General features: G+C 63.7%; 22 protein-coding genes and 1 riboswitch. Of the genes, 14 read left to right on the forward strand and 8 right to left on the reverse strand.

The window, feature by feature from the left end:
- Positions 1-6: 6 nt before the first annotated feature.
- Complete coding sequence (locus AR689_RS04370; protein WP_062067330.1) at positions 7-936, reverse strand: LysR family transcriptional regulator; 930 nt, start codon at positions 934-936, stop codon at positions 7-9.
- 107 nt (positions 937-1043) lie between these two features.
- Between AR689_RS04370 and tdh the strand changes: the two genes are divergently transcribed.
- The 4 genes from tdh (at position 1044) to hutI (ending at position 5857) form a co-directional block, all read left to right on the forward strand.
- Positions 1044-2090: an L-threonine 3-dehydrogenase gene (gene tdh / locus AR689_RS04375; protein ID WP_062067333.1), complete on the forward strand. Its 1047-nt coding sequence runs from the start codon at positions 1044-1046 to the stop codon at positions 2088-2090.
- Positions 2091-2166: 76 nt separating this feature from the next.
- Positions 2167-3360, forward strand: coding sequence for a glycine C-acetyltransferase (locus AR689_RS04380; protein WP_062067335.1), 1194 nt, complete (start codon positions 2167-2169; stop codon positions 3358-3360).
- A gap of 155 nt (positions 3361-3515) precedes the next feature.
- Positions 3516-4613, forward strand: a complete 1098-nt coding sequence (locus tag AR689_RS04385) for an NAD(P)/FAD-dependent oxidoreductase (RefSeq protein ID WP_062067336.1) — start codon at positions 3516-3518, stop codon at positions 4611-4613.
- Between the two features lie 11 nt (positions 4614-4624).
- On the forward strand, positions 4625-5857 hold the full coding sequence (gene hutI, locus AR689_RS04390; RefSeq protein ID WP_062067337.1) for an imidazolonepropionase: 1233 nt from the start codon (positions 4625-4627) through the stop codon (positions 5855-5857).
- Positions 5858-5930: 73 nt separating this feature from the next.
- On the opposite strand, the gene AR689_RS04395 is transcribed toward hutI, so the two are convergent.
- On the reverse strand, positions 5931-10154 hold the full coding sequence (locus AR689_RS04395; protein WP_231745434.1) for an endo-alpha-N-acetylgalactosaminidase family protein: 4224 nt from the start codon (positions 10152-10154) through the stop codon (positions 5931-5933).
- A 459-nt stretch (positions 10155-10613) separates the two neighbouring features.
- Here AR689_RS04395 and AR689_RS04400 point away from each other — a divergent pair, with 459 nt between their 5' ends.
- Genes AR689_RS04400 through AR689_RS04420 form a run of 5 tightly spaced genes read left to right on the forward strand, consistent with a single transcriptional unit; the run spans position 10614 to position 15094 of the window.
- Complete coding sequence (locus AR689_RS04400) at positions 10614-11531, forward strand: SIS domain-containing protein (protein WP_062067338.1); 918 nt, start codon at positions 10614-10616, stop codon at positions 11529-11531.
- Positions 11532-11541: 10 nt separating this feature from the next.
- A complete protein-coding gene (locus AR689_RS04405) occupies positions 11542-12477 on the forward strand; it encodes an ROK family protein (protein WP_062067339.1) in 936 nt (311 codons plus the stop codon).
- Positions 12474-13442, forward strand: coding sequence for a 1-phosphofructokinase family hexose kinase (locus tag AR689_RS04410; RefSeq protein ID WP_062067340.1), 969 nt, complete (start codon positions 12474-12476; stop codon positions 13440-13442). The genes AR689_RS04405 and AR689_RS04410 overlap by 4 nt, the downstream gene beginning before the upstream one ends.
- Positions 13424-14278, forward strand: a complete 855-nt coding sequence (locus AR689_RS04415; protein ID WP_062067341.1) for a class II fructose-bisphosphate aldolase — start codon at positions 13424-13426, stop codon at positions 14276-14278. Before AR689_RS04410 ends, AR689_RS04415 begins: the two co-directional genes overlap by 19 nt.
- A 24-nt stretch (positions 14279-14302) precedes the next feature.
- A complete protein-coding gene (locus AR689_RS04420) occupies positions 14303-15094 on the forward strand; it encodes a DeoR/GlpR family DNA-binding transcription regulator (RefSeq protein WP_062067343.1) in 792 nt (263 codons plus the stop codon).
- Positions 15095-15136: 42 nt separating this feature from the next.
- Here the strand turns inward: AR689_RS04420 and AR689_RS04425 are convergent, their stop codons facing one another.
- Positions 15137-15793, reverse strand: coding sequence for a histidine phosphatase family protein (locus AR689_RS04425; RefSeq protein WP_062067346.1), 657 nt, complete (start codon positions 15791-15793; stop codon positions 15137-15139).
- Positions 15794-15906: 113 nt separating this feature from the next.
- On the opposite strand from AR689_RS04425, the gene AR689_RS04430 reads away from it, so the two are divergent.
- Entirely contained in the window at positions 15907-16677 is a 771-nt protein-coding gene (locus AR689_RS04430; RefSeq protein WP_062067349.1) for a CPBP family intramembrane glutamic endopeptidase, read from the forward strand.
- 146 nt (positions 16678-16823) lie between these two features.
- Here the strand turns inward: AR689_RS04430 and AR689_RS04435 are convergent, their stop codons facing one another.
- Entirely contained in the window at positions 16824-17462 is a 639-nt protein-coding gene (locus AR689_RS04435; RefSeq protein WP_062067351.1) for a VOC family protein, read from the reverse strand.
- Positions 17463-17682: 220 nt separating this feature from the next.
- Here AR689_RS04435 and AR689_RS04440 point away from each other — a divergent pair, with 220 nt between their 5' ends.
- Positions 17683-19023 (forward strand): bifunctional o-acetylhomoserine/o-acetylserine sulfhydrylase, encoded by a 1341-nt coding sequence (locus AR689_RS04440; protein ID WP_286158870.1) that lies wholly within the window; start codon positions 17683-17685, stop codon positions 19021-19023.
- 163 nt (positions 19024-19186) lie between these two features.
- Positions 19187-19303, forward strand: a riboswitch (SAM riboswitch).
- 15 nt (positions 19304-19318) lie between these two features.
- Positions 19319-20437, forward strand: a complete 1119-nt coding sequence (gene metX, locus AR689_RS04445; RefSeq protein ID WP_062067357.1) for a homoserine O-acetyltransferase MetX — start codon at positions 19319-19321, stop codon at positions 20435-20437.
- A gap of 3 nt (positions 20438-20440) precedes the next feature.
- Here the strand turns inward: metX and AR689_RS04450 are convergent, their stop codons facing one another.
- The 3 genes from AR689_RS04450 to AR689_RS04460 form a co-directional block, all read right to left on the reverse strand.
- Positions 20441-21028 (reverse strand): hypothetical protein, encoded by a 588-nt coding sequence (locus AR689_RS04450; RefSeq protein WP_062067359.1) that lies wholly within the window; start codon positions 21026-21028, stop codon positions 20441-20443.
- A 150-nt stretch (positions 21029-21178) separates the two neighbouring features.
- Entirely contained in the window at positions 21179-22291 is a 1113-nt protein-coding gene (locus AR689_RS04455) for a winged helix DNA-binding domain-containing protein (protein WP_502686006.1), read from the reverse strand.
- 61 nt (positions 22292-22352) lie between these two features.
- Entirely contained in the window at positions 22353-23216 is an 864-nt protein-coding gene (locus tag AR689_RS04460; RefSeq protein ID WP_231745435.1) for an SGNH/GDSL hydrolase family protein, read from the reverse strand.
- A 70-nt stretch (positions 23217-23286) separates the two neighbouring features.
- Between AR689_RS04460 and AR689_RS04465 the strand changes: the two genes are divergently transcribed.
- Positions 23287-23940 (forward strand): alpha/beta hydrolase, encoded by a 654-nt coding sequence (locus tag AR689_RS04465; protein ID WP_062067365.1) that lies wholly within the window; start codon positions 23287-23289, stop codon positions 23938-23940.
- A 67-nt stretch (positions 23941-24007) separates the two neighbouring features.
- Here the strand turns inward: AR689_RS04465 and AR689_RS04470 are convergent, their stop codons facing one another.
- Positions 24008-24235, reverse strand: a complete 228-nt coding sequence (locus AR689_RS04470) for an RNA-binding S4 domain-containing protein (protein ID WP_062067368.1) — start codon at positions 24233-24235, stop codon at positions 24008-24010.
- Between the two features lie 23 nt (positions 24236-24258).
- Here AR689_RS04470 and AR689_RS04475 point away from each other — a divergent pair, with 23 nt between their 5' ends.
- Positions 24259-25263: a DMT family transporter gene (locus tag AR689_RS04475; RefSeq protein ID WP_062067371.1), complete on the forward strand. Its 1005-nt coding sequence runs from the start codon at positions 24259-24261 to the stop codon at positions 25261-25263.
- Positions 25264-25419 lie beyond the last annotated feature (156 nt).

Raw genomic sequence — 25419 nt, forward strand, 5'->3', positions numbered from 1 at the left:
TGCGGGTCAGGTGGGTGAGGAAAGCTCGGTCATGACGGTTTGAAGTGACTCGCAAACCGTCATGACCGATTTCCGTTTGAGTGTCTCGGGCCGGGCAAGGATGTCGATCTTGCGCACTGAGTTCACCCCTGACAGTGGACGCAGCACCACCCCGGCATCCAACACCCGGCGCGCGGTGAAGCGAGGCAGCAGCCCGATCGCGCCACCGGCCGAGACCAGCGCGGCGACGGTCGAGTAATCGTTGATGCGGTGCAGAACTTCGGCCGGGCGCCCGCTCACGGCAACGACGGCGGCCAGGACGTCCGCGGGCGAGTAGCCATCGCGGCTGGTCACCCAGGGTTCATCCACGACGTCGGACGGTTTCAGTTCGCGTCGGGCCGCCAAAGGGTGGTTCGCGGGGAGAGCGATATCCAAGGGCTCATCCGCGAGTGGAATCACGGCCACTTTGTCTTCGGGCCACTGTGGGCTGTTGTCCATCCGGTGCGCCAGAACCAAGTCGTAACGGGCAGCCAGCCCCGGGAAATCCTCCTGGGCCACATCTTCATCGGAGAGTCGCAAGCGCGGTGACTTGCCGCCGTCGGACGCTGTCCCGGACGCCAAATGCGCTGCCAACGGCGCAAACAGCGCCTGTCCCGCACTGTGGAAAGCGCTCACGCTCACCGGCGCGTCGGGAGCGTCGTGATAGGCGCCGATTGCGGCGCGCGCATCTGCCATGGCATTCACGACGGCGGCACCCGCCTCGGCGAGGACACGGCCCGCGTCGGTGAGCACCAGGGCCCGGCCCTCTTTGCGCGTCAACGGCACGTCCACGGACTTCTGGAGCAGGGCCAGCTGTTGTGAAACTGCGGAGGGAGTCACCATCAGCGTCTCAGCGACTGCCTTGACACTTCCCAGGTCCCCCAGCTCGCGAAGCATCTGCAACTGATGAATTTCCATTAGCAAATCCTAAATCGTGGATTGAGAAGAATCTAGTTGTGCTAAATCGTCGGCGACGCTCTAATGGACTCAGCAGCAGCGAAGCAGCCCCGGCAGTGAGGAATCCCATGAAGGCTCTCTACAAATCCGGACCCCACGCAGGGTTCGAACTCGTCGAACGTCCCGAGCCCGAAGCAGGCTCCGGCGACGTCAAGATCCGTGTGATGACCACCGGTATCTGCGGCACCGACCTCCACATTCAAAGCTGGGACGCCTGGGCGCAGGGCATCATCGAAACGCCACTGATCGCCGGCCACGAGTTCTATGGCGAAGTAGTGGAAATCGGCGAGGATGTCCGGGATGTCAAGGTAGGGGACAGGGTCTCCGGCGAAGGCCACGTAGTGTGCGGAATCTGCCGCAACTGCCGTGCCGGTCGCCGCCAGATGTGCATCCACACGGTGTCCGTTGGCGTGCAGCGCGATGGTGCGTTCGCCGAATACGTGGTCATCCCGGAAACCAACGTCTGGGTCCACCAGGATGAATCCGTCACCCCGGAGCTCGGCGCCATCTTCGATCCCTTCGGCAACGCCGTCCACACTGCCCTCAGCTTCCCGCTGGTTGGCGAGGACGTGCTCATCACCGGCGCCGGTCCCATTGGCCTGATGGCCATCGCCGTCGCCCGCCACGCAGGTGCGCGAAAGATCGCCATCACGGACGTCTCAGCTCCGCGCCTGGAACTGGCCCGCCAGATGGGCGTGGACCTCGCCGTGGACGTCTCCAAAATGCGGGTCCGTGATGCACAGCAGGAACTGGGCATGCGCGAAGGTTTCGACATCGGTCTGGAAATGTCGGGACACCCCACGGCACTGCCTGAGATGATCGACAACATGAACCACGGCGGCCGCATCGCCATGCTGGGCCTTCCCAGCCAGTCCATCGACATCGACTGGGGCAAGGTGGTCACCCACATGCTCACCCTCAAGGGCATCTACGGCCGCGAAATGTTCGAGACCTGGTACGCCATGAGCGCCATGCTGTCCTCCAATCCCGTGCTGCACCGCAGCATCTCTGCCGTGGTCACGGACAAGCTATCCGCAAAGGACTGGGAAAAGGGCTTCGAGATCGCCCGCAACGGCACCGGCGGCAAAGTGGTCCTCGACTGGACCGAACTGTAACTGGACCGAACAGCGACTGGACCGAACTGTAACGCGACCCACGGCACCCGGACCCAACAAGACTTTAGGAGCACCCATGTATTCAGCCATCAAAGACCAGCTGCAGGGCGAACTGGACGAGATCCGCAGCGCCGGCCTCTTCAAGACCGAACGCCACATCGATTCCCCGCAGGCAAGCCACATCGCCGCGGGTCAGCTCGGCCAGCCGGCCAACAAGGTCCTGAACTTCTGTGCCAATAACTACCTTGGCCTGGCCGACCACCCGGACATCATTGCCGCCGCCAAGTCCGCCATGGACGAGCGCGGCTTCGGCATGGCGTCCGTGCGCTTCATCTGCGGCACCCAGGACCTCCACCTGGAGCTCGAGACCCGCGTCTCCGCATTCCTGGGAACCGAGGACACCATCCTCTTCTCCAGCTGCTTCGACGCCAACGGCGGCGTGTTCGAGTCCCTCTTCGGCCCCGAAGACGCCATCATCTCCGACTCGCTCAACCACGCATCCATCATTGATGGCATCCGCCTGAGCAAGGCCAAACGCTTCCGCTACGCCAACCAGGACATGGCAGACCTTGAGGCCAAGCTGGTGGAGGCTGAGGGTTCCCGCCGGAAGATCATCGTCACCGATGGTGTCTTCTCCATGGATGGCTTCCTCGCGCCCCTCGAAGCGATCTGCGACCTCGCCGAAAAGCACGACGCCTTGGTCATGGTGGACGACTCCCATGCCGTCGGCTTCATGGGCCCCACCGGCGCCGGCACCCCCGAGCACGCTGGTGTGTCCGATCGCGTGGACATCTACACCGGCACCTTCGGCAAGGCCCTCGGCGGCGCCTCGGGCGGTTATGTTTCCGGCCGTGGTGAGATCGTGGCAATGCTCCGCCAGAAGGCCCGCCCGTACCTTTTCTCCAACTCCCTCGCCCCGGCCATCGTTGCCGCCACCATCAAGGCGATTGAGCTGGTGCAGGAATCCGGCGAACTCCGCACGCGCCTGTTCGAGAACGCGGCTCTGTTCCGCCGCCGCATGAGCGAAGAAGGTTTCGAACTCCTCGACGGCGAACATGCCATCATCCCCGTGATGTTCGGTGACGCGGTGGTCGCTGCCAAGGTGGCTGACGAGATGCTGAACAACGGCGTCTTTGTCACGGCCTTCAGCTTCCCGGTGGTGCCGAAGGGCGTGGCCCGGATCCGCGTGCAGCTCTCCGCTGCGCACAGCGCGGACGACGTCGAAGCCTGCGTTCAGGCGTTCGTCAAGAGTCGCGCCGCGGTCGCCTAGAACGCTCTATCACGTCCCGCGTGTTTGGGCCGGACGCTCTATCACGTCCTTGTGGCATGTGATAGAGCGTTCGGGGTTAAGGGCTGGGACGTGAGAGAGGGACGGCCTGAAGGGCTTGGGATGTGAGAGAGCATCCGGTCTGACAGGATGGAGCCATGGCTTCGAATTATGACGTGGTAATCGTTGGCGGCGGCATCGGGGGACTCTCGTTGGCGGCGGCACTGGCAGGCAAGTGCACTGTTGCCTTGGTTGAGGCAGAGCAGTCCTTGGCGTTCCACACGTCCTCACGTTCGGCCCGGCAGCTGATCCCCAGCTATGGTCCGGCGGTGGTTCAGGACCTGACTGTTCGGACGCTGGAGATGCTGGCGGAAAGGGATGCCCAAGCAGCGGAGCCGATCCTGACGCCCCGCGGGTTCATGCTGGTGGGTGACGAGGAGACCGTGCGCGCCGAGGCCAGTGGCAACATGCACTCCATCACTCACGACGAAGCGATGCGGCTCTGCCCTGCCCTTGTCCCTGATTCCTTCACAGCCGCAGGGTTGGACAACGGCTCCTTCGGCTGCAACGCCCCTTTGCTGCTGGAGGAACACCGGCGGACTGCAGAAGCCGCAGGGGTGGACATCATCACCGGAGCCAAAGTGCACTCTGCCCAGCGGTTGGGGAGTGGCTGGCAGCTGGGCGCGGGCACCGAAGGTTTCCAGTCCGGCGTCGTGGTTAATGCGGCGGGTGCCTGGGCAGATGAGCTGGCCGTCATCAGTGGCGTGGAGAAGCTGGGGCTTCAGCCGTACCGGCGGACCGCCGCGATCGTGAACGTGGAGAACCGGTTGACGCCGGAAACACCTATGGTGTGTGCAGCCGACGACTCGTTCTATTTCCGTGCCGAGGGCCATCAGGTCCTGATCTCACCGTCGGAAACCGTGCCCAGCGGCGCCGAGGATGCCAAGCCCTATCCGGGGGACGTGGAGGCCTTGATCAGCAATCTCAACACTGTAACCGCCCTGGGCATCCGCTCCGTGGACCGTGCGTGGACCGGCCTCCGGACCGAAGCTGCTGACGGAATCCCGGTGGTGGGGTTCGACGCCGAAGCGCCCGGCTTCTTCTGGCTGGCAGGACAGGGTGGCTACGGTTTCCAGACGTCGTCAGCCATCGCGGAGCTGGCAGCCGCGCTGATCCTCGACGAAGTAAGAAGCGACAGTCCGGAATCCCGGACAGCGGAGCAGCTGGCAGCCGTTCGTTGGTCCATCCGGCGCTGAACAATAGGGTCATGAGCGGAAACACGAGCGGGCCCAGCACACTCATCACCAACATCGGCGAACTGATGACACAGGACCTGGAGCACCGGGTCCTCAGGGACGCGGCCATCGTGTTGGACGGCGAGCGCATCGCGTGGATGGGGTCCAGCGCTGACGCCCCGTCTGCTGACGTAAAGATCGACGCCGAGGGCCGGGCAGTGTTGCCTGGCTGGGTGGATTCGCACTCGCACCTTGTGTTCGCAGGTGACCGCACGGCCGAGTTTGAGGCCCGCATGGCTGGTGAGAGCTACAGTGCCGGTGGGATCGCCGTGACCACTAATGCCACGCGCAGCGTCAGCGACGACGAGCTCACGCGCTTGGTGCGGGACCGCGTGGCCGAGGCGGTCTCGCAGGGGACCACCTATTTGGAGAGCAAGACCGGCTACGGCCTGGACGTGGAGAACGAGGCCCGCAGTGCCCGCATCGCTGCGGCGGAAGTGGACGAGGTCACCTACCTTGGTGCGCACCTGGTCCCCGCCGGGGCGGACGCTGAGGAGTACACGGACCTGGTCTGTGGACCCATGCTCGTCGCCGTTTTGCCGCACGTCCGTTGGGCAGATGTTTTCTGCGAGCGCGGGGCCTTCACCGAGGATCAGTCGCGCCGCGTGCTGACGGCGGCCCGCGACGCCGGACTTGGTTTGAGGGTGCACGGCAACCAGCTCGGTGAGGGGCCGGGCGTTGCGTTGGCCGTGGAGTTCGGTGCGGCGAGCGTGGACCACGTCAACTACCTTTCGGACAAGGACGTCGCAGCGCTCGCGGAAACGTGGGCCGGCTGGGATCCTGCAACGGGGGCTGGCGCTAAAGGCACCGTGGCTACCTGCCTTCCGGCTTGCGACCTGTCCACCCGCCAGCCTTTGGCGCCTGGCCGTGAACTGATCGATGCCGGCGTGCAGATCGCGCTGGCCGCCAACTGCAACCCCGGTACTTCCTACACCAGCTCCATGGCGTTCTGCGTCACCACGGCTGTCCTCCAGATGCACTTGAGCGTCCATGAGGCCGTCCGCGCGGCGACGTACGGCGGCGCTTTGGCGTTGGGCAGGGAGTCGGGGAACGACGTCGACGGCGAACGGGCGGTGGGTTCGCTCGCGGTTGGGCATCGCGCGGACCTGCACATGTTGAGGGCGCCATCGGCCACGCACCTTGCCTACCGTCCCGGGATCCCGCTGACGCATTCGGTGTGGCGGGCGGGCGTGCGGGTCGTCTGAGTAAAAGCAACGCGGGGTCACTTATGGCCCCTTCCGGGACTCCGGAAGGGCCATAAGTGACCCCGCGTTGTGACTAGGCGCAGCTGAACTTCGCGTCCGCCCAATCACCCCAGTCGTCGCCGGCGTCGTCACCGTTCTTGTCGGCGATCAGCTCGACGTTCTGGACACCTGTGATGTCCACGGTGAGGGGGAGTGCCACGGAGTCGGCGCTGAGGACGGGGGTGCGGTGGAGTTCGCGCCCATCACCCCTGACGATAAACACCACCGATCCGTGCAGGCCCTTGTTCAGTTTGGCGTCGTCCACTCCTACCGTGGCGGTGAAGGCGTTGCATTTGGCCTCGGTGGCGATGCTGATCTTTGAGTCGGCGTGGACGCCGATCCCTTTCGGATACACGACGCCGTCAAGCCGCAATGCGGGTCCGTCGCCGGCGTTCTGCTCACCATTGGCCCGGTCACGTTCCGCTGGCCCCCAGCCATTGGTGCTGCCGATCCAGGGGAGGTCGGAGGCGAACACTGTTCCTGTCAGCACGGGTGCCGGCGGTTCCTGCGACGTGGAGGAACAGGTGAACTTGGCATCGGCCCAGTCTGCGTGGTCGTTGCCATTGGAGTCGCCGGCGTCGTTGGCTACCAGCTCCACATACTGGGCGCCGGTGACGTCCACGGTGAGCGGCAGGGGAGCGCTGGTGGCGCCCAAGACCGGGGTGGTGACCTTGGTGGTGCCGTCCGCTACCACGGAGAATTTCACGCTTCCCCGCGTTGGCTGGGCGTCATCGATGCCTACCGTTGCGGTGAAGGCAGTGCAGTAGCCGCCGAGGTAGTACCGGACGTTGCCGTTGGCGTGGGCTCCCAGGCCCTTGGCGTAGACCGTGCCGTTCAGTGTGAGTGGCGTGCCATCGCCGGCCCCGGTTCCGCCGTTGGACTGGTCCTTCTCAACAGGACCCCAGCCGTTGGTGGCGCTGACCCAGGGGTGGTCGCTGGCGAACACGGTGGCCTGCGGCGGCTTGGGCAGAGTCCGCACAATGGTGGTGGTGTTGATGGTGCGGCTGCCCGCGGGATCGGCGCCTGAAGCAGCGACGGTGTAGCTGGCTTTGGCTGTGATGGGGTAGTCGCCGTCTGCTGACGCCGGCGCCGTGATCTTCCACGTGGTGGTGAGCGTTCCGCCGGCCGGGAGGGTTGCAGCAGTGGCGGGCGTGGACGGGGTGGCTGTCCACCCTTCAGGCAGTGCAAGGGTGACGGCGAGGTCGCTGATGGCTGCCGGTTCGTCGGACACGAACGTGGTGACGAAGTCCTGCGCTTTGCCCTGCTGAACCACGTCGCCCTGGAGCGCAGCCGAGAGTTGCGCACATGCCGGGACGGCTTCGGAGGCGCCAAGATCTTCCACCAGGAAGTTGTCCAAGGTGAAATCTGAACCGTTCGAGCTTCCCGTGCGCTGCAATCCCACGAAGTAGTCCCCGCAGAAGCCGGTATCGAGGATCTGCTCGAACCGCGTGGTGGACGTCTTGGCGTCGATGGGCTGGCTGGCCGTCACCGCGGGGCCTGCCTGCGAGTCATAACCGGACACCCAGGAGTACTGTCCGGCTTTGGAGTTCTGGTAGTCGAAGGACACCTTGTACTTGCGGCCTGCCTGGAACGGCACGGTTGCCTCGGTGGTGCGGTACACCATGCCGGGTCCGCCATTGGGGGCAAGGTTTTCGTCGTGGGCGATCAGCGACCATGTGCCGTTCAGCACTTCGTCGATCACGTTGGTGTCCCAGCCCTTTTGTGTGAAGGGCTCGTGGCGTTCGGTGATGTGGGTGCGCGGATCCGTGGATCCACCGGCGTCGCCCTTCACGAATGGTCCCCAGCCTTGGTCCACGTTTTCGAAGTCCTCGCTGAGCACACCGGTGGTGGTGACCCGGGCGGTCTTCACCGCCCGGAAGTCATCCACGCGTACTGTGGCATCGCCGTCGGCCGCTTTCACGGAAATTGTCGCCTTGGTGTTGTTCCGTGGGACGTCCACCAGGACGCGGATGCGCTGGAAGGCTGTGCCGTGCTTCTCATCGCCAGCTACGAAGTTTTCGGCGTTGGACGAGTCGATGGTGACGCTTTCGGTCTTGCCGTTGACGTCTACGGAGAGCGTGGTGGGCCGGGTCTTGCCGGGCTGGATTTCCACCCAGGCGCTGACGGACTGGGTTCCGGCGTCCAGCTTCACGTCCTGGCTGATCGACGACGGCGTTGCCCCCATTTCGGCGTAGCGGCGGCCTTTGTCGTCGCGGACCTGGGTGACGGTGCCCGTGGGGGTCCACGGTGAGAGGTCTGCTCCGTTGAAGCCGGGATCGTTGAAGGCCGTTCCTTCGCCGAACCCGGCCTTCTGGGGCAGTTCAGCCTTGTTGTTCTTCGGAGCCAGGACGTAGGGCTGTTTGGCGTCGGCCGTGACGGTGACTTGTCCGTTGACAACGGGCACATCGGCGACCTTCACGCGGCCGTTGTCGGTCAGCTTGAAGAGTTCAAGGGAGCCTGACGTGGCGAACTCTGTGGTGAGGGTCCAGGTGCTGGCGCCACCGGCAGGGTTGTAGTGGTAGAGCTTGTCGGCCTTCCCGTTTTCCTTGGAGGACCAGGGCAGCAGGTACGTGCCGCCCTGCAATACGGAAGCCCCGGCCACCGTGATGTTGCGTTCCTCGGCGGTGTTTCCGGTGACAGCTACACCGTCGGCGAGGTCGATGCGGTCAGCCGTCCACTTGGTGATCTGGTGGTGCTGGAGGAACTTGGCAGGCACGTTGGCCGTCCACACGTTTTCGCTGAAGGCATTGAAGTCGTTCTGCCCGGTCCAGCCTTCGAACTCCACGATGTGGCTCACGCCGAGCTTGGGGTCGGGGTTCCAGACGTCCGACTGGGTGTTGTTGATGAAGCGCAGGATCTGGGAGTTGATGCCCTTGTTGGTGGATCCACCGTACTTTTCATCGTTTGCCCAGTGGGACCAGGTGTTGTTCCGGGAGAGGTGGTCTGCCCATTCGGAGCCCACACGGAAGCCGTTCTTGACAAGTTCCTGCTGCAGGCGTTCGGCCAGCCAGCCAAATTCGTAATAGACGTCCACGTACACGAAGTCCAGGTTCTTGTCCGTGGCTTCGCGGAGTTCCTTGATGCGCTGGGCGAGCTTCCCGGAATTAATGTCCTCACGCTGGTTCATGTAGTAGGACTGGTCCAACCAGTTCCAGCCCAAGCCCTTGTCAGCACGCAACAGGTCTTCGCTGAAGGACTTGGCCTCAGGGTAGATCTCCGTGGCGTTGATGTGGACACCGAAGCTGGCATTCCAGTCTTTGCCTTCCTTGACCAGCTTGTTGAGGTCTTCCACGCCACCTGCCCGGCTGTTGAAGTTGTTGCCGTAGTCCGTGTTGGCGGAGTCGTGGCCCTCGCTGGTGTAGCCCTTGAGCATGGCAACCTGGCCCAGTCCGTCCGTTGCCAGGGAGATGCGTTTGACGTCATCCAGGGTGCGGAGGAACGGGTGGGTTGCCTGCGAGGCGAAGTTGAACGGGATGTGTGTGATCACGTTATCCGGGGTCTGCTCACCCTTGTTGGGGCTGACCTGGATGGACCTCATGGCGATTGCCGCGTCCTGCCAGTCCACACCGCCGTCGGCATTTGCATCGGAGGTGATGACCACCCGTGTCCACGGGAGTTCCTCGGTGGTGGCCGAACCCTCTGCGCGGTAGAGCCACTGGCCGCTGGCCACACCCATGGACACTCCGCCTGCCCCGTCACTGACGGCTTGGCGCCAAAAGCGGCCGCGATCCTTCGAGCCAGGCCCGGAGGACGTGTCATAGAGGGCGTTGGATTCGAAGGCAGCACCCAGGGTGGCGGTATTGGCCAGCGCGTAGGCGGAGCTCTTGGCGGACGCATCCAGGGGAGTCGAAGGCGTGATCGGCGTGAACTCGTCGCCCGTGATGCTTCGGTCCACGGACAGGTTGGCGGTGGATACCTGGGCTCCAGGCTGCGTGGAGCCCACTGTCACCAGGTTCAGCCGGGGGAGTTGCAGGGTTTTCACCTGGTGTTCGGCGGAGTCCTTGATCTCTGTGACGTTGAAGGACACCACGTTCTTCTTCACGGACAGGCGGGCCTTGATCACAGTATTGCCGAATTCGGGGATGCTCAGGACGTAGTCCCTTGCATCCTTTCCGGAGGCGGTGGATGTCCCGGTGGCCGCGTATTCCACACCGTTGATGGTGACGGTGTTGAGCCGGGTCACCGTGCCATCCAGTCGGGCCTTGGAAGCGGTGTGGGTGTAGCCGAGGACCTGCGGGAAGGTGGTGGAGATGTCCACCGTGAGCTGGCCGGAGGTGATGGCAGTGGTGTCGGCGGTGCTGACGATATCTGTGGGGTGGGTGGATGGTGGGTGGATGGGGCTGCGGCGGCGGGCGGTAGTGCCAGCAGTCCCAAGGAGGATGAGGCGACGACGCAGGCCAAACTCAGTGAGGCGAAACGTCTGGGGGATGACAAGCGGGGCATGATGCTCCTTCTTGATTTTTCCGAGCGTGTAACAGTCATGTTCTTGCGGACTTGTCTAAGACTGGTGCATCGGACAGAAGTTGACAAGAGTTAACAGCCAGTTAACTTAATTGCACATCCTGGCACACGTTTTCCCTGATCGGAGGATCAATCACCAGCTATGCAGTTAATGCGCGGACATCCGGATGGATGATCCTTGTGAGATCGAAAATGATCGTTTAGTGTTTCTATAGATCAGAAAACGTCATTAGGCTGAGCGGGAGCGGTACACACGATGAGCGAGAACACACTGGGCGCCTTCATGGAGGAAGAGCTGGTTTCCCAGCCCGAGGTATGGCAGAAGGCCGTGGACCAGGCAGCTGCGGAGCAGTTGCTCCCCGCTGACGGAACGCGCATCGCCGTCATCGGCTGCGGCACCTCCTGGTTCATGGCGCAGAGCTACGCCGCTGCCCGCGAATCCGCCGGCAAAGGGGTCACGGATGCGTTCGCCGCTTCCGAGGCTTTCCTGAACAGCAACAGTGCAGATCGCCAGTACGACGCCGTTGTGGCCATCACCCGTTCAGGTACCACCACTGAGGTACTTGAGATCCTGGCTGAGTTGAAGGGAATCGTCCCCACCGTTGCCATTATTGGCGACACCACATCCCCGATCATCGACCTCGCAGACGCCGTGATTGGACTGCAGTACGCCGATGAGCGCTCAGTGGTTCAGACCCGGTTCGCCACCACAGCTCTGGTCTACCTGCTCAGCAGCCTCGGAATCAATGTGCAGCAGGCCATCGAGGACGCCCGCGACGCCGTCAGCGCCCCGGTCTCCCAGGAGCTGTTGGACGCAGAGCAGTTCACCTTCCTTGGCACTGGCTGGACAGTTGGCCTCGCTCACGAGGCTGGCCTGAAAATGCGCGAGGCAGTACAGGGCTGGACTGAGTCCTACCCCGCCATGGAATACCGCCACGGCCCCATTTCCATCGCAGCCCCCGGCCGCGTTACCTGGTTGTTCGGAACCCAGCCTGAAGGCCTGGACAACGACATGACCATCACCGGCGCCCTGTACATCCACACAGACAAGCACCCCCTGGCCGAACTGGCACGCGTCCACAAAGTCACGCTGGAGCGTGCACGCGTTCGTGGGCTGAATCCTGACCTGCCCCGCAACCTGACGCGCTCCGTTATTCTCGACGCCTCCGCCTAGGCAGCCGGTCATGGTTCTCGGAGCCGCGGAATCAGCGGTCCTTTCCTTCGACGTTGGCGGGACAGACATCAAGGCTGGTTTGGTGGACGCCTGCGGAACCGTGCTGGGCATGCGCCGCGTCCCCACGCCCTTGGCCCCGGTCTACCCGGGCGAAGCGGTCCTGGACAGGCTTGCTGAACTCGCTGCCGAGCTGGCTTCCGAGTTCCCGGACTCGCCCGCCCGGGCTGCCGGCATCATCGTCCCCGGGATCGTGGATTCCGCGGCCGGAGTGGGCGTCTACTCCGCCAATCTCGGATGGCGTAACTTCCCCTTCACCGCTGAGGCCGAAAAGCGGCTGGGCGTCCCTGTTGCGTTCGATCACGATGTCCGTTCCGCTGCGGCCGTGGAACACAGCTTTGGCGGGTCCAAAGAGTTCAACGATGTTGTGGTCATGGTGGTGGGTACCGGCATAGCTGCAGCTGTGTTCTCCGGCGGCAAAGCAGTCACCGCCGGTGGTTTCGCCGGTGAACTCGGCCACGCGCAGGTTCCGGATCCCGACGCCGGACCCGGCGCCACAGCCTCCACCATCCTGGAAGCAGTGGGCTCAGCCGGTGCCATTGCCAAGCGGTATCACCGTGCGTCAGGAAACACCGTGAACGGCGCCCGCGATGTCCTCCTCAGGGCCAAAGCCGGCGATGCGCTCGCCGCCCGAATCTGGGCTGAAGCCGTGGACGCACTTGCGTTTACCATCTGCCAATGCGTCAACATCATCGGAACCGAAGCCGTGGTGATCGGCGGAGGCCTCGCAGAAGCCGGGGAGGAGCTGCTTGGGCCGCTGCGTCAACGCGTTGAAGGAATTTTGGACTTCCAACGCAAACCCCAACTCATCCGTGCCCAGCTGGGACAGGACGCCGGCCTGCTGGGCGCGGCCCTGAACGCCCGGGCACTCCTGGAAGGCGCACGATGAAGCGAGCCAACGTGAACCGCATCATCACCGTCACTCCCAATCCGGCGATCGACATGACGTACACCGTTCAGGGGATCACCGAGGGCTCAAGCCACCGGGTGCCCACGCCGTTGAGTCGTGCCGGTGGCAAGGGCATCAACGTAGCCCGGGTCACGCACCAGCTCGGCTACCCCGTCCTCGCCATTGCCCCTACCGGCGGCGCGGCGGGGCAAACGCTTGCTGCTGAACTCCGGACCAGCGGGGTGCCGCACACCTTGGTGGGCGTCGCCGCCGAGACCCGCCGCAGCATCGCGCTGGTGGATACCGTCGCGGGGGAAACGTCCATCTTCAACGAGGAAGGCCAAGCCCTCCTGCCGGACGATTGGCGCTCGCTCAGGATCGCTGTGGTTGAGGCCGTGAGCGGAAACCGCAACCTCCCGGCCTCCGTCCTGGTGGGTTCGGGAAGCCTGCCGCCAGGCGCTCCCGCGGACTTCTACCCGGAACTGGTCCGTTTGGCCCACGACGCCGGCATCCCGGCCATCATCGATACCTCCGGTCCCGGAATCATCGCCGCAGCAAAAGCCGGGGCCGACATCCTTAAGCCGAACCATCACGAGCTCGCGGAGGCCACGGGGGAGTCCAGCCTTGAAGCTGCGGCCCTCTCTTTGATTGAGATGGGCGCCCGGACCGTTCTCGTCAGCGCCGGCGCGGACGGAATGCTCGCCTTCGACCACGCCGCCCCGGGAGGGTACTGGAGTGCCCGCTTGCCTGAGTCGCTCAGCGGCAACCCCACAGGAGCGGGCGACGCCGGAGTGGCGGCGGCCGCCGTCGCACTCGCCGAAGGCATTACCGAGCCCCGCGAGATTCTTCGCCGGGCCACCGCGTGGTCCGCCGCGGCCGTGCTGATGCCCGCCGCAGGGGAGATCTCGCCGCGGTACCAGGAACTTCAAGAGCAATTGATCGTCACATGGAAGGAGACCCGGTGACTCTGGTCAACACACGCGAACTCATGGACAGGGCCGCTGCTACGGGCATAGGCCAAGGCGCGTTCAACATCATCCACATCGAAACGGCCGAGGGCCTGGTGGCTGGGGCGGAAGCCGCAGGTGTTCCGCTGATTCTGCAAATTTCCGAGAACTGCGCCAAGTACCACGGTGGACTCGAACCGATCGCGTCGGCTGCCCTGGCAATAGCCCGCTCAGCCACCGTCCCCGTTGCCCTCCACTTGGACCACGCGGAATCCGAAGACCTCGCACTCGCTGCCGTGGACCTCGGATTCGGTTCGGTCATGTACGACGGCGCGCATCTTCCGTACGAATGGAACGTCGAAGTCACCCAGCGCGTGGCCACCTACGCCCACGAGCGCGGGGTTTACGTGGAGGCCGAACTCGGCAAAGTGGGTGGCAAGGACGGAGCCCACGCTCCCGGCGTCAGAACGGACCCTGCCGAGGCCCAGGCATTCGTTGAGGCAACAGGCGTGGACGCGCTTGCCGTAGCGGTTGGCTCATCCCATGCCATGACCGAACGCAGCGCGGCCCTGGACCTCCATCTCATTACCAGGCTGAAGACCGCGGTGGGAAAACCACTGGTCCTCCACGGCTCATCCGGTGTGTCAGATGACATGCTCATAGGCGCTATCCGCGCGGGTATGACTAAGATCAACGTATCCACACATTTGAACGGGTTCTTTACCCGCGCCGTCCGTGAGTACCTCGATGCCAACCCTGCCGTGGTGGATTCCCGGAAGTACATCAAGGCCGGCCGGGATGCCCTTGTGCTGGAGTCCGCACGTATGCTGACGCTGTTCGCTAAAGCGAACTAGCGCCGAACCCGCGAAAGGCTCGTCATGACCCGCACCGATCGGCTGACCGCCATACTCGACCTCCTGGCCGAGTCGGGCCATGTGGAGGTCGAGGACATCGTGACCCGCCTCGGCGTGTCACCTGCCACGGCCCGCAGGGATCTTGACAGCCTGGCCAAGCAGCGGTTGCTGAGCCGCACGCGCGGCGGCGCCACCACTGGATCAGTGGCCTACGACCTCCCCGGCCGCTACAACAGGGACGACCACGCCGTGGCCAAGCAGGAAATCGCCCTGGCGGCGTCTGCGCTGATTCGTCCCGGTGCTGTGATCGGGCTCAGCGGTGGAACAACCAACACCGCCTTGGCTCAGTTGCTGTCCACCCGCGAGGACCTCAACGCGCCGTCCCACACGCCCACGCTGACCGTGGTCACCAATGCAATCAACATCGCCTCGCAGCTGGCGGTCCGGCCGAACATCAAGATCATGGTCACCGGTGGCATCCTGAACCCGCGCTCCTATGAGCTGGTGGGTCCCTACACGGACGTCATCATGCAGAAGGTCGCTTTGGACATAGCGTTCATTGGCGTCAACGGGGTGGATCCCGATCTTGGCCCCACCATCACCGATGAGGGCGAAGCGATGGTCAATACCGTGATGGCACGCCGGGCCACGGAGTCCTATGTGGTGGCCGACTCCTCCAAGGTGGGCCGCCGCTCCTTCGCAGCGATGGCAGGCTACGATTTCAGGCACCTCATCACGGACTCCGGCATCAGCGCGGAGGACAGGGCGGCTTTCGAAGCCAAGGGCACCGAAGTCATCGTCGCGCCCGCCAGCTAAGGTCTGCCGGCTGGAGCGTTGGCCGGCTGGATCGTTGGCCGGCTAGAACCGCATCCTCGGTGCGTGAAGCACCGAATCGTCCACTTCCCTGGGCACCCACTGGCTGAACGGTAAGTCCAGACTGTACTGATCGCCGTCGTTCCTGATCAGTGTCCGCAGTTCGGCGTTGTCCGGGTTGTTGAGGGACTCGAAGTACTCAACAGTCCAGTGGAACCAGCGCATGCAGAACAGGCGCATGGTCAGCCCGTGGGTCACCAGCAGCGCGTTGGGTGCATAGCTGGGCTTCTGCCAGTGCCGATAGAGCGTCTCCATGAAGGACGACACGCGGTCGTACACGTCCGAGCCGGACTCGCCCTCGCGGAACCGGTAGAAGAAGTGCCCGTAGAGGTTGCGCAGTTCTTTCTGGTCCTCGATCTCCCCGGCGATCTGGAAGTTGGCCCAATCCTGTTCACGAAGCCTGGGTTCCTCAATCACGCGCTCAATCAGGGAACCGAGATTCATGGCCTCCAGGGTCTGGTAGGCGCGCAGATAGGGGGAGACATAAACGCAGACCTGCTCTCCATCGAGCTTGCGTCGTAGCTTCTCCCCGGCAACCCTCGCCTGTTCCACGCCACGGTCCGTCAGTGGGATCCGGTAGTCCGGCACGCGGTTGTAGATGGTGGTGTCGGCATTTGCGGCAGACTGTCCATGCCGGATCATGAAGATTCTCTCAGGGGCGCCCATCCCACCAAGCATAGGGCGGCTGCCACGCGTGGTCCGGCAAGGTGCGCGGTTCCCGGCAAAGTGGCAGGTTGTGAGGGCAAGATAGGTACATGTTCCTTGCTTCCCGCAGACGGCTGCGAGCCGAAGTGCTCATTGTGCTGGGCTTGTCCCTGGGCCAGTCGGCCGTCTACTCCGTAGTGCAGTTGCTGGACAAAATGTCGCGGGCACCGTTGGCCGACGCTACGTCGACGTTGAACAGGTCCCAAAGCACCCGCGAATACTTTGACCTCACCTATCAGCTTCTGGACATCGTGTTCGCCTTGGTGCCTGTGGCCTTGGTGTTCTACTTCCTAAGCACCCACGTGCCCGGCGCCAAGGAGGGCAGCGGTTCGGCATTTGCGCGGCTGGGCTTCAACTTTGCCCGGCCCGGCAAGGACCTTCTTCAAGGCGTTGGTTTGGCCGCTGCGATTGGCATCCCCTCCCTGGGCCTGTACGCCGCGGGCCGGGCCTTGGGCATCACCACGGCGATTGTGCCCAGCGGACTGGACGCTTACTGGTGGACTGTGCCGGTGCTGATCCTCTCAGCCATGCGCCACGCAATCGTCGAAGAAGTGATCGTGGTGGGCTACCTCATGGACCGCTTCGGCAAGTTCGGGTGGAGCGTGCCGGCAGCCATTGTGGTCAGCGCCCTCTTGAGGGGAAGCTACCACCTGTACCAGGGCTTCGGCCCGTTCATAGGGAATGTGGTCATGGGCCTGGTGTTTGCATGGATCTACACCAAGACCAAGCGGGTGATGCCACTGGTGATTGCCCACGCAGTGCTGGACATCGTGGCCTTCGTAGGATTCAGCCTGTTCGGAAAGGCGATAGGTCTCGGCTAACGGGCCGCACAGCTGCTTGGGATAGCGGCCGGAAAAGCGGGCTGTTAAAAAGTATTCGGCCGCCATCGGTGGGTGACGTCATTGGCACCCGCTGATGGCGGCCGAAGATTGGCCCGGACATGGTTGACCGGGGTTGGATGGAGCCCTTAGATGGTGACGGCTCCGGAGGCGGTTTCGAAGGTTACCGCCATGATGCCGGGAGTTCCGTGCGGGGCCATCCACTGGACGGCTACATCCTCAAGCGGCTTTTCCACCGGCTCACCCAACCACTCGGTAACGCGTTCAGCCGAGCCCGCAATGGTGAGGCTGGACATCTTGACGTCGCTCTCGTAGATCCTGGACGGGTGCAGTGAGGGGTCGCCCTCCCACTTGAGCAGGTATGGCACCTGGGGATCGGCGATCAGGCCGAGGATGCCAATCTGCTGCCATACCAGTTCGCGGCCATCGGGGAACTTGCGGTTGCCCGGAACAGCTGAGCGGCCAAGGCGGTCCTCGAACGGGGCGAGGTCATCAACGGCCACGCACCAGCCCATCCAACCGCCACCGGCAGCCGAGCGTGCACGGACGGCTTGGCCAAAGGGTGCTTTGTCCGAAGCGGGGTGGTCCAGGACCTCCACCACTTCCAAGTACTTGTTATCCGCAAGGGGAATGATCATGTTCCGGGTGCCGAAGCGCGGGTGCACTCCGCCCCGGACAGCGTCCACTCCCAATGCCGCGGAAATTCGTTCGGTAGTGGCCAAAAGGCCATCTCGTTCACAGGCGTAAGAGACGTGATCCATGCGCATGGCTTCATCTTGGCACTTTGTGATCGGGGTCTCAGCTAAGTCAAGCCTAACTAAGGTGGGATGTGTATAACTTTCGCTCTGAGCGTCATGGAAGGACGCGAAGAGACCTGTTGATTCCACCGGCGTCATAAAGCTGTCCAAGCTCCCGGACAGTTCCTAGACTGGCCCCAGCTCAGCTGCACCACATTGCCTGCCAATCCCATGCGCCACGAACAATCCCATGCGCCACGAACAGGAGAACTCCATGTCCCAAGGATGGTCTTTCGAAACCCGCCAGATCCATGCAGGCCAGGAGCCTGACTCCGCCACCGGAGCGCGCTCCCTGCCGATCTACCAGACCACGTCTTTTGTGTTCCCCAGCGCCGAGAGCGCTGCCAACCGTTTTGCCCTGGCCGAACTGGCTCCCATCTACACGCGCATCGGCAACCCGACGCAGGATGCCGTGGAGCAGCGGGTCGCGAGCCTTGAAGGCGGATTGGGTGCCCTCCTGCTCAGCTCCGGGCAGGCAGCGGAGACTTTTGCCATCCTGAACATTGCCGAAGCGGGCGATCACGTGGTGGCCAGCCCCAGCCTCTACGGCGGCACCTACAACCTGCTGGCACACACCCTGAAGAAGTTCGGCATCTCTGTGACCTTCGTGGAGGACCCGGACAACCTGGACCATTGGCGTGACGCCGTCCAGCCGAACACCAAGTTGTTCTTCGGCGAGGTTGTCTCCAACCCACGGCAGGACGTTCTGGACATCGAGGGCATCGCACGCACCGCCCACGAGGCCGGCGTGCCCCTGATCGTGGACAACACCCTGTCAACGCCATACCTCATCCGTCCCATCGAGTGGGGCGCGGACATTGTGGTGCACTCTGCAACCAAGTATCTGGGCGGCCACGGGTCCGCGATCGCAGGTGTGATTGTGGATTCCGGCAACTTCGACTTCGGCAAGGATCCGGAACGCTTCCCCGGGTTCAATACCCCGGACCCCAGCTACAACGGGCTCGTTTACGCCCGGGATTTGGGTAAGGACGGTGCTCTGGGCGCCAACCTGTCCTACATCCTCAAGGCCCGTGTCCAGTTGCTCCGCGATCTCGGCTCGGCTGTATCGCCGTTCAACGCCTTCCTCATCGCCCAGGGACTGGAGACACTGAGCCTGCGGGTGGAACGTCACGTTGCCAACGCCACCAAGGTGGCTGAATGGCTTGAAGCCCACGACGACGTCGAATCGGTCGCCTACGCGGGCCTGCCATCCAGCCCCTGGTACCAGCGGGGCCAGAAGTACGGACCCAAGGGCACTGGGGCAATAGTTGCCTTCAACATCAAGGGCGGAGTGGAAGCCGGCAAGCGTTTTGTGGACGGACTGGAGCTGCACTCGCACGTTGCCAACATCGGTGACGTCCGCTCGCTGGTCATCCACCCGGCGTCGACGACGCACAGCCAGCTGACGGTGGAACAGCAGCTCGCTGCAGGCGTCAACCCCGGCCTGGTCCGGTTGTCCGTGGGCATCGAACACGTGGATGACATCATCGCGGACCTCGAAGCCGGATTCCGGGCTGCCAAGGGCGCCTGACGCCTCGCGCGCAAAGCACTGACCCGGCTGCCGCCCGGGCCGACGATTATTCGCCGGGCGGCTGTTCCGGGTGCTGGTTCGTGAACGAAGAGCCCTCAAACCGTCACACTGTTGTCACATTCTTCGCCATAACCCCCCTGTGTTTCCTAGACTCGTCGTATTAGGTCATGAGTGCCAGCACACAGCCCCGGCTTGCTGGCCGGCAACCCTCCTCCGCGGTGGGGTGCCCCGGGTGAAGACCTGGCCTGTTCGCACGCAAGGCGACGGGCAAGCGCGAGGTTAAGGTGCCAAAGGAATGACCATTACTGCTACAGCCCTTCCAAAATCCGGAGAAGACGACGGAACCGTCAAGTATGCCGGCATCGGTCCGCTGGAACTTGAAGCCGGTGGATTCCTGCCCGACGTCGTCCTCGCTTACGAGACCTGGGGGCAGCTGAACGCCGATGCCTCCAACGCGGTGCTCATCCAGCACGCACTCACCGGCAGTACGCATGTAGCCCGCGGAGCCACGGACGAGGAAGGATGGTGGGAGCAACTCGTTGGTCCGGGTGCCACCATCGATACCAACAAGTTCTTCGTCATCTCCATCAACATCGTGGGCGGCTGTTACGGCAGCACCGGCCCATCATCAGAGGCTCCGGACGGACGCCCGTGGGGCTCACGTTTTCCACTGGTCACCCTGCGCGACAGCACAGAGGCTGAGTCGCGCCTCGCCGACGCCCTGGGAATCGAGGCCTGGCACGCCGTATTGGGCGGATCCATGGGCGGCGCACGTGCCCTCGAGTGGGCTGTGACCTTCCCCGGCAGGGTCAAACGCTGTGCCGTCATTTCGGTGGGCGCCTACAGCACTGCCGAGCAGATTGCCTTCGCCCAAGCCCAAACCCTTGCCATCAGGCAGGACCCGAACTTCAACAACGGCGACTACTACGGCGATACCGCGCCCGAGCACGGTTTGGCCTTGGCCCGGCGCATCGCCCACATCACGTACCGCTCGGCGTTGGAGCTGGACGTCCGCTTTGGCCGTCAAGCCCAGCACCAGGAGACTCCGCTGGCCGCAGTATTGGGCGAGCGCGGCCGATACCAAGTGGAAAGCTACCTGGACCACCAAGGAACCAAACTGGTGCGCCGTTTTGACGCGAACAGCTACATCGCCATCACCGAAGCATTGATGTCCCACGACGTCACCAGGGGTCGCGGCTCGTTGGAAACGGCGCTTTCCGGTGCTACAGCTGAGTTCTTTGTGGCGGCCGTGGACAGCGACAGGCTCTACTTCCCGGCGCAGTCACAGGAACTTGCTGCCGCGCTCCCCGGCGACGTGCCGGTTCACGTCATTGAGGCGCCGATTGGACATGATGGCTTCCTCACCGAAATCGGCCAGCTCTCCGAGCAGCTCCGGGACGCGTTTTTTGCCTAGGCTTTAGCCGTTCATGATGTCGCCGCGCTGCCTCATGTAATCCTCCATGGCAATCTCGCCGTTGCTGAACTTCGCGTCCAGCTCAGCCAGCTTGCGCGCCCGGTATCCCTGCGGCTCAGAACCGTTCGTTGCGGGAAACGTGCTGGGGGATGACGGGCTCGATGGCGGCCCGGACTGCGGTGCGTCATCTACTGGGCGGTTGATGGCCGGCTCCGACGGGTAGCCCGGGTGGCCCTGATCCGAATAGCCCGGGTGACCCTGACCCGGATAGCCCGGGTGACCCTGACCCGGATAGCCCTGACCGGGGGAGCCCTGACCGGGGGAGCCCTGCGAAGGGAAATTCCGGGACGGGAAATTTTGCGAAGGGTAATTTTGCCCAGGGTAGCCCTGTCCCGGGTGATTTTGCCCGGGATAGTCCTGTCCCCGGTAGTCCTGCTGCGGGTACCCCGGGCCGGGCAGGTTCTGCGGCGGGTAGCCGGGGCCGCGGAAGTCCCCGTGGTGGATCCGGCGCGCCCGGGAGCGGTTGTACATGCGGATTCCGAGCGGAATCAGCCACGAGCAGACGATGATCCAGAAGATCAGATTGTTCACAGTGCAGGCCTCCTAGGTCTCACCCCAGCTTAGTCGCGCCACCTGGGACCGGTGTGTGAACGTGGCACTGCCCCGTCTGGCATCGTCCTGTCCGTCACTGTCCTGTCCGGCACCGTCGTGTCCGGCACTGTCGTGTCCGTCACTGTCCTGTCACACCAGGGTGACGTCCATGCCCAGGAACCTGCCGTAACGATCCACCTCGGCCCGCAGGGCGGCCTGCTCCTGCGCAGTGGCAGGCTGGTTCATGCGCACGTCCAGCTCGCAGGCCCCGCCGGAGAATCCGTGACGCCACCATCCGGCCAACCTTCCATCCAGCAGGACCACGTGCATGGGTCCGTTGTCTTCGGGGAAGTATGGCGCCGTTCCGCCCAGGAAGTGCCGGGACTGCGAGTAGCCCATCACGTACTCGTCGTAGCACTGGATCAGGTCAATGCGGGGGAGCGCAGGGTCCTCAGTCGTCCAGGGGTGGTCCCCGCTGGCGAGCGTGGCCACTTCCTCCGCAGCCAGATAATACTCAAGCCCATCAAGTTCAAGGGCGCCCAAGCTGCCGGGAAAGATGTCCTGGGCTACCTGGATTCCACGCTTCACATCCTTCATGGTCAGCCCGGACCACACCGCACAGTCCTTCACGGTTGCGGGGCCCCGGCTGCTGAAGTACCGGAGCGCCAGTTGCCCCAGTGCCTGTTCACGATCCTCCCCGGCCAATGGTGCGGCAAGGAAGCCGGGAACGCGTTCCTCGAACAGGGCGTACGTCTGTTTCAGGGCACCCCCTGAGGATCTGACGGGGGAGCCGCTGACCAGGACGCGGCTGATTTCGGCATGCATCAGGTGGTAGATGAAGCCCAGGCCCTTGCTGGGGAAGCCCGCCTCTGCCAGGACCTGTGCCAGTTCCTCACGTGTCTTGTGCTCTCCGTCCGCCACCGCCGCGGCCAGGATTCGGCCGCTCCTTGCAGCGGCGTCCTCATCGATTCCTGTTTGGCGATACATGCCTTTGTTGCCCTGGTGGAGGCGATCTGCGGACAATCCCATCAACCAGCCGAGGTCGTCCCGGTGCACAAAGTGCCAGGTGGGGCGCAGGATGTGTGTCCGCAGTATTGTTCCATCAGCTACGGCCTGCTCAACATCCGAGGCCGTGACCATGGATGAAGGATGGGGGGAGCTTCTTTGCGAGAGCGTCCACCGCGCATAGGGGAATTCCTGTGATTGGACGGCCAGCAGGTTGCGGACCACTTCCCCGGGCCCTGCGGCGTAGGGAGCCCGCAACTGTTGCCGCCGGAGCCGCGTCCGCCGAACGGTCTCCCCAGGTGCAGGAACGGGCGTCACGTCAGCGGCGCGGCAGGAGGGTGCCGGTAGAGCCGAAGACGGGCGCCGGCGTCGGACGCTTTGGTGTGATGCCATCGCCGGATGACTGGTGCCGAAGCCGCCGGATCACCCACGGGACAAAGTACTCGCGGGCCCAGACGAGGTCGGATGACCTTGCCTCACGCCAGGTGCGGGGCGGCAGGGACTTTGGCATCAGGGGCTCAAGCGTGTGGTGGACGTTCAGTGCTTCCAGCACCATCATGGCGATGGTGTGGTGGCCAAGCGGCGAGAAATGCAGGCGGTCCGCATCCCACATCTGGGGGTCCGTCAGCTGCCGCAAGGACCACATGTCCGCGATGATGGCGTCGTGGCGTGCGGCCACCGTCCGGAGGTTCTCGTTGTAAATGGCAACCTTGCCGCGGATCCGGCCCAAGACCGATGCTGCAGTGTCCGGACCATTGAAGAGCACCACGGTAGCGCCGCCCGAGCTCAGCTCAGCTACTGCGGCGTCGAGCTTTTCGGCCAACAGGTCGGGATCGCCGCCCGGGCGGATGAGGTCATTGCCGCCAGCTGAAATGGACACCAGGTCCGGCTGCAGTTCCAAGCAGGGGCCCACTTGTTCATCGATGATCTGCTGAAGTAGCCTGCCCCGGATGGCGAGGTTGGCGTAGGCGAAGTCCTCCTGGCCGCGGCCCAGTTCCTCGGCGACCCGGTCCGCCCACCCGCGGTGACCGCCGGGGTTCCGGGGTTCGGGGTCGCCGATGCCCTCGGTAAAGGAGTCACCCAAGGCCACATAGCGGGTCCATGGGTGCTTCTGGATGGACTCGAGGGGCTCGGGGGCGGGCTCGCCCGGCTTCAGTAAAGGATTGTTCTCACTCACGCTCATATCCTGCACCGTGACGTCGACCCTACGCCACCGTAGGTTGTTACTTGTGGGTAACTGCAAGAATGGACCCATGACTGAAGCACCCTCATTTCCAGCCCCCGTAGTCCTGTGGTCCCACGACGAAGCCGAACGCGCAGGCAAGCCCCTCCTGGTCCTGCTGCACGGCTACGGCTCCAACGAGGACGACCTCTTCAGCTTGGCCGGGTTGCTTCCCGAAGGCTTTGTTGTGGCTGCCCTTCGCGCGCCGATGCCCATGGGGCCGGGCTTCACCTGGTTCCCCCTGACAGCATCCATCGACTACTCACTGGATGCCGTGAAGCAAGCGGCCGAGTACGCCCTTGAATGGCTGGACACGGTCAAAGGGAACCACTCGTCAGTGACGTTGTTGGGCTTCTCCATGGGTATGGCCATGGCCACCACCATGCTCCGCTACCGTCCCGCGGACTTCGCCGCCGTCGTCGGGCTGTCAGGCTTTGTGATCGACGCCGGCGCTGACGCCGCCTTCCGGGACCATGAACTGGACGGATCGTTGCCGATGTTCTGGGGCCGTGACCAGCAGGACCCCGTGATCACCCAGGACAAGATCGAATACACCATGGGGTGGGTCCGCAAGCACGTTGACCTCACCAAAGTGCTCTACACGGGGATGTGGCACGGCATCAACCAGCAGGAAATCGGACACGTAGGTGAGTTCCTCACCCACAAGGTCCTGACCACCCCTTAAAAGCAACGCGGGGTCACTTCTGCACCCTTATTGCCTCACAGGGGGCCATAAGTGACCCCGCGTTGTGTCAGGCGGCGGTGATCCGGACCGTCTGGCCGTTGACGGTGACGGTATCGCCCACATGGAGCTGGCGTCCGCGGCGGTCATCAATTTCGTTGTTGACCTTTACCAAGCCGTTCTTGATGAGCTCCGTGGCTTCAACGCCGTCCTCCACCAAGTTGGCGAGCTTCAACAGCTGGCCCAGGCGGATCATGTCGTCGCGGATGGGGATCTCTTCAATTTCGGGGTTGCTCATACAGCAATGATGCCTGAAGTAGTGTGGTGACGGTGCCGCAGCCTTCTCCCCGTCCCACCCTCCCGCTGGTCATTGGCCTCCCTATTGCCGTAGCAACAGGCATGGTCATCCCTCTTCAAGCAAGGATCAACGGGGCTCTCGGCGCGAAACTGGACGACGGCATCGCCGCATCCGTGGTGAGCTTCACCACAGGGCTCCTGCTCATCGGTGCTATTTCCCTTGCCACACCCCGGGGCAGGGCCGGCCTGCAGCGGATCATTCCTGCTGTCCGGAACCGCAGTTTTCCCCGCTTCTATGTCATGGCCGGTGCCATCGGCGCGTTGTTCGTCTTTGCCCAGTCATTCACAGTGGCACTGCTGGGTGTTGCACTGTTCACCGTCGCGGCAGTCACCGGACAAACGCTCAGTGGCTTGCTTGTGGACCGCATGGGAATCGGCCCGGGAGGTAAACGTGCCATCACTGGCGTCCGGATCCTGGGCAGCGTCCTGACCGTGGCCGCCGTCGCCTGGGCAGTTTCACCGCGGTTCGGCGGCGACGCCGACATCGCCTCGCTCGTTGTGCCCGTCCTCCTGCCGTTGGCCGCCGGCTTCTTCATGAGCTTCCAGCAGGCCATGAACGGAACCGCCACTGTGCATTATGGGACGCCGGTCGCTGCGACGCTGGTGAACTTCATTGCAGGGTCAGCCATTTTGTGGATTGCGTGGATCATCAAGCTCTCCGTGGCGGGACCGGGTAATCCGCTGCCCGCTGAGTGGTGGTACTACCTCGGTGGCCCCATGGGCTGCCTCTTCATTGGACTGGCGGCGCTGCTGGTCCGCAGCCTCGGCGTCCTGATCACGGGTTTGGGCATGATCGCCGGGCAGTTGGTGGGCTCGTTGGTGCTCGACGTCGTGATCCCCAGTCCCGGGGCGGTGGTCGCCTTGCCCACGGTGCTGGGTACGGTGCTGACACTCGCCGCGATCATCGTGGCCACCTTGCCCTGGCCCAAGGGAGCTTTCGCACAAAGATCCACGGCCAAAGGCCGGTAGGGTAAGTATCGGACAGTATCTCCGTGTACTTTCCCGCAGTAGAACGCAGTAGTAACAACAAACTTTCCCCCAGCACCCCGCCGGACAACCTCGTCCGGATTCCGGGGCAAACCACCGCGGACCGCACCCAGCGGCCCTGTAGAACAAATGGAGTTA

Origin of the sequence: Arthrobacter sp. EpRS71 (assembly GCF_001512285.1) — a bacterium.
Classification (GTDB): domain Bacteria; phylum Actinomycetota; class Actinomycetes; order Actinomycetales; family Micrococcaceae; genus Arthrobacter.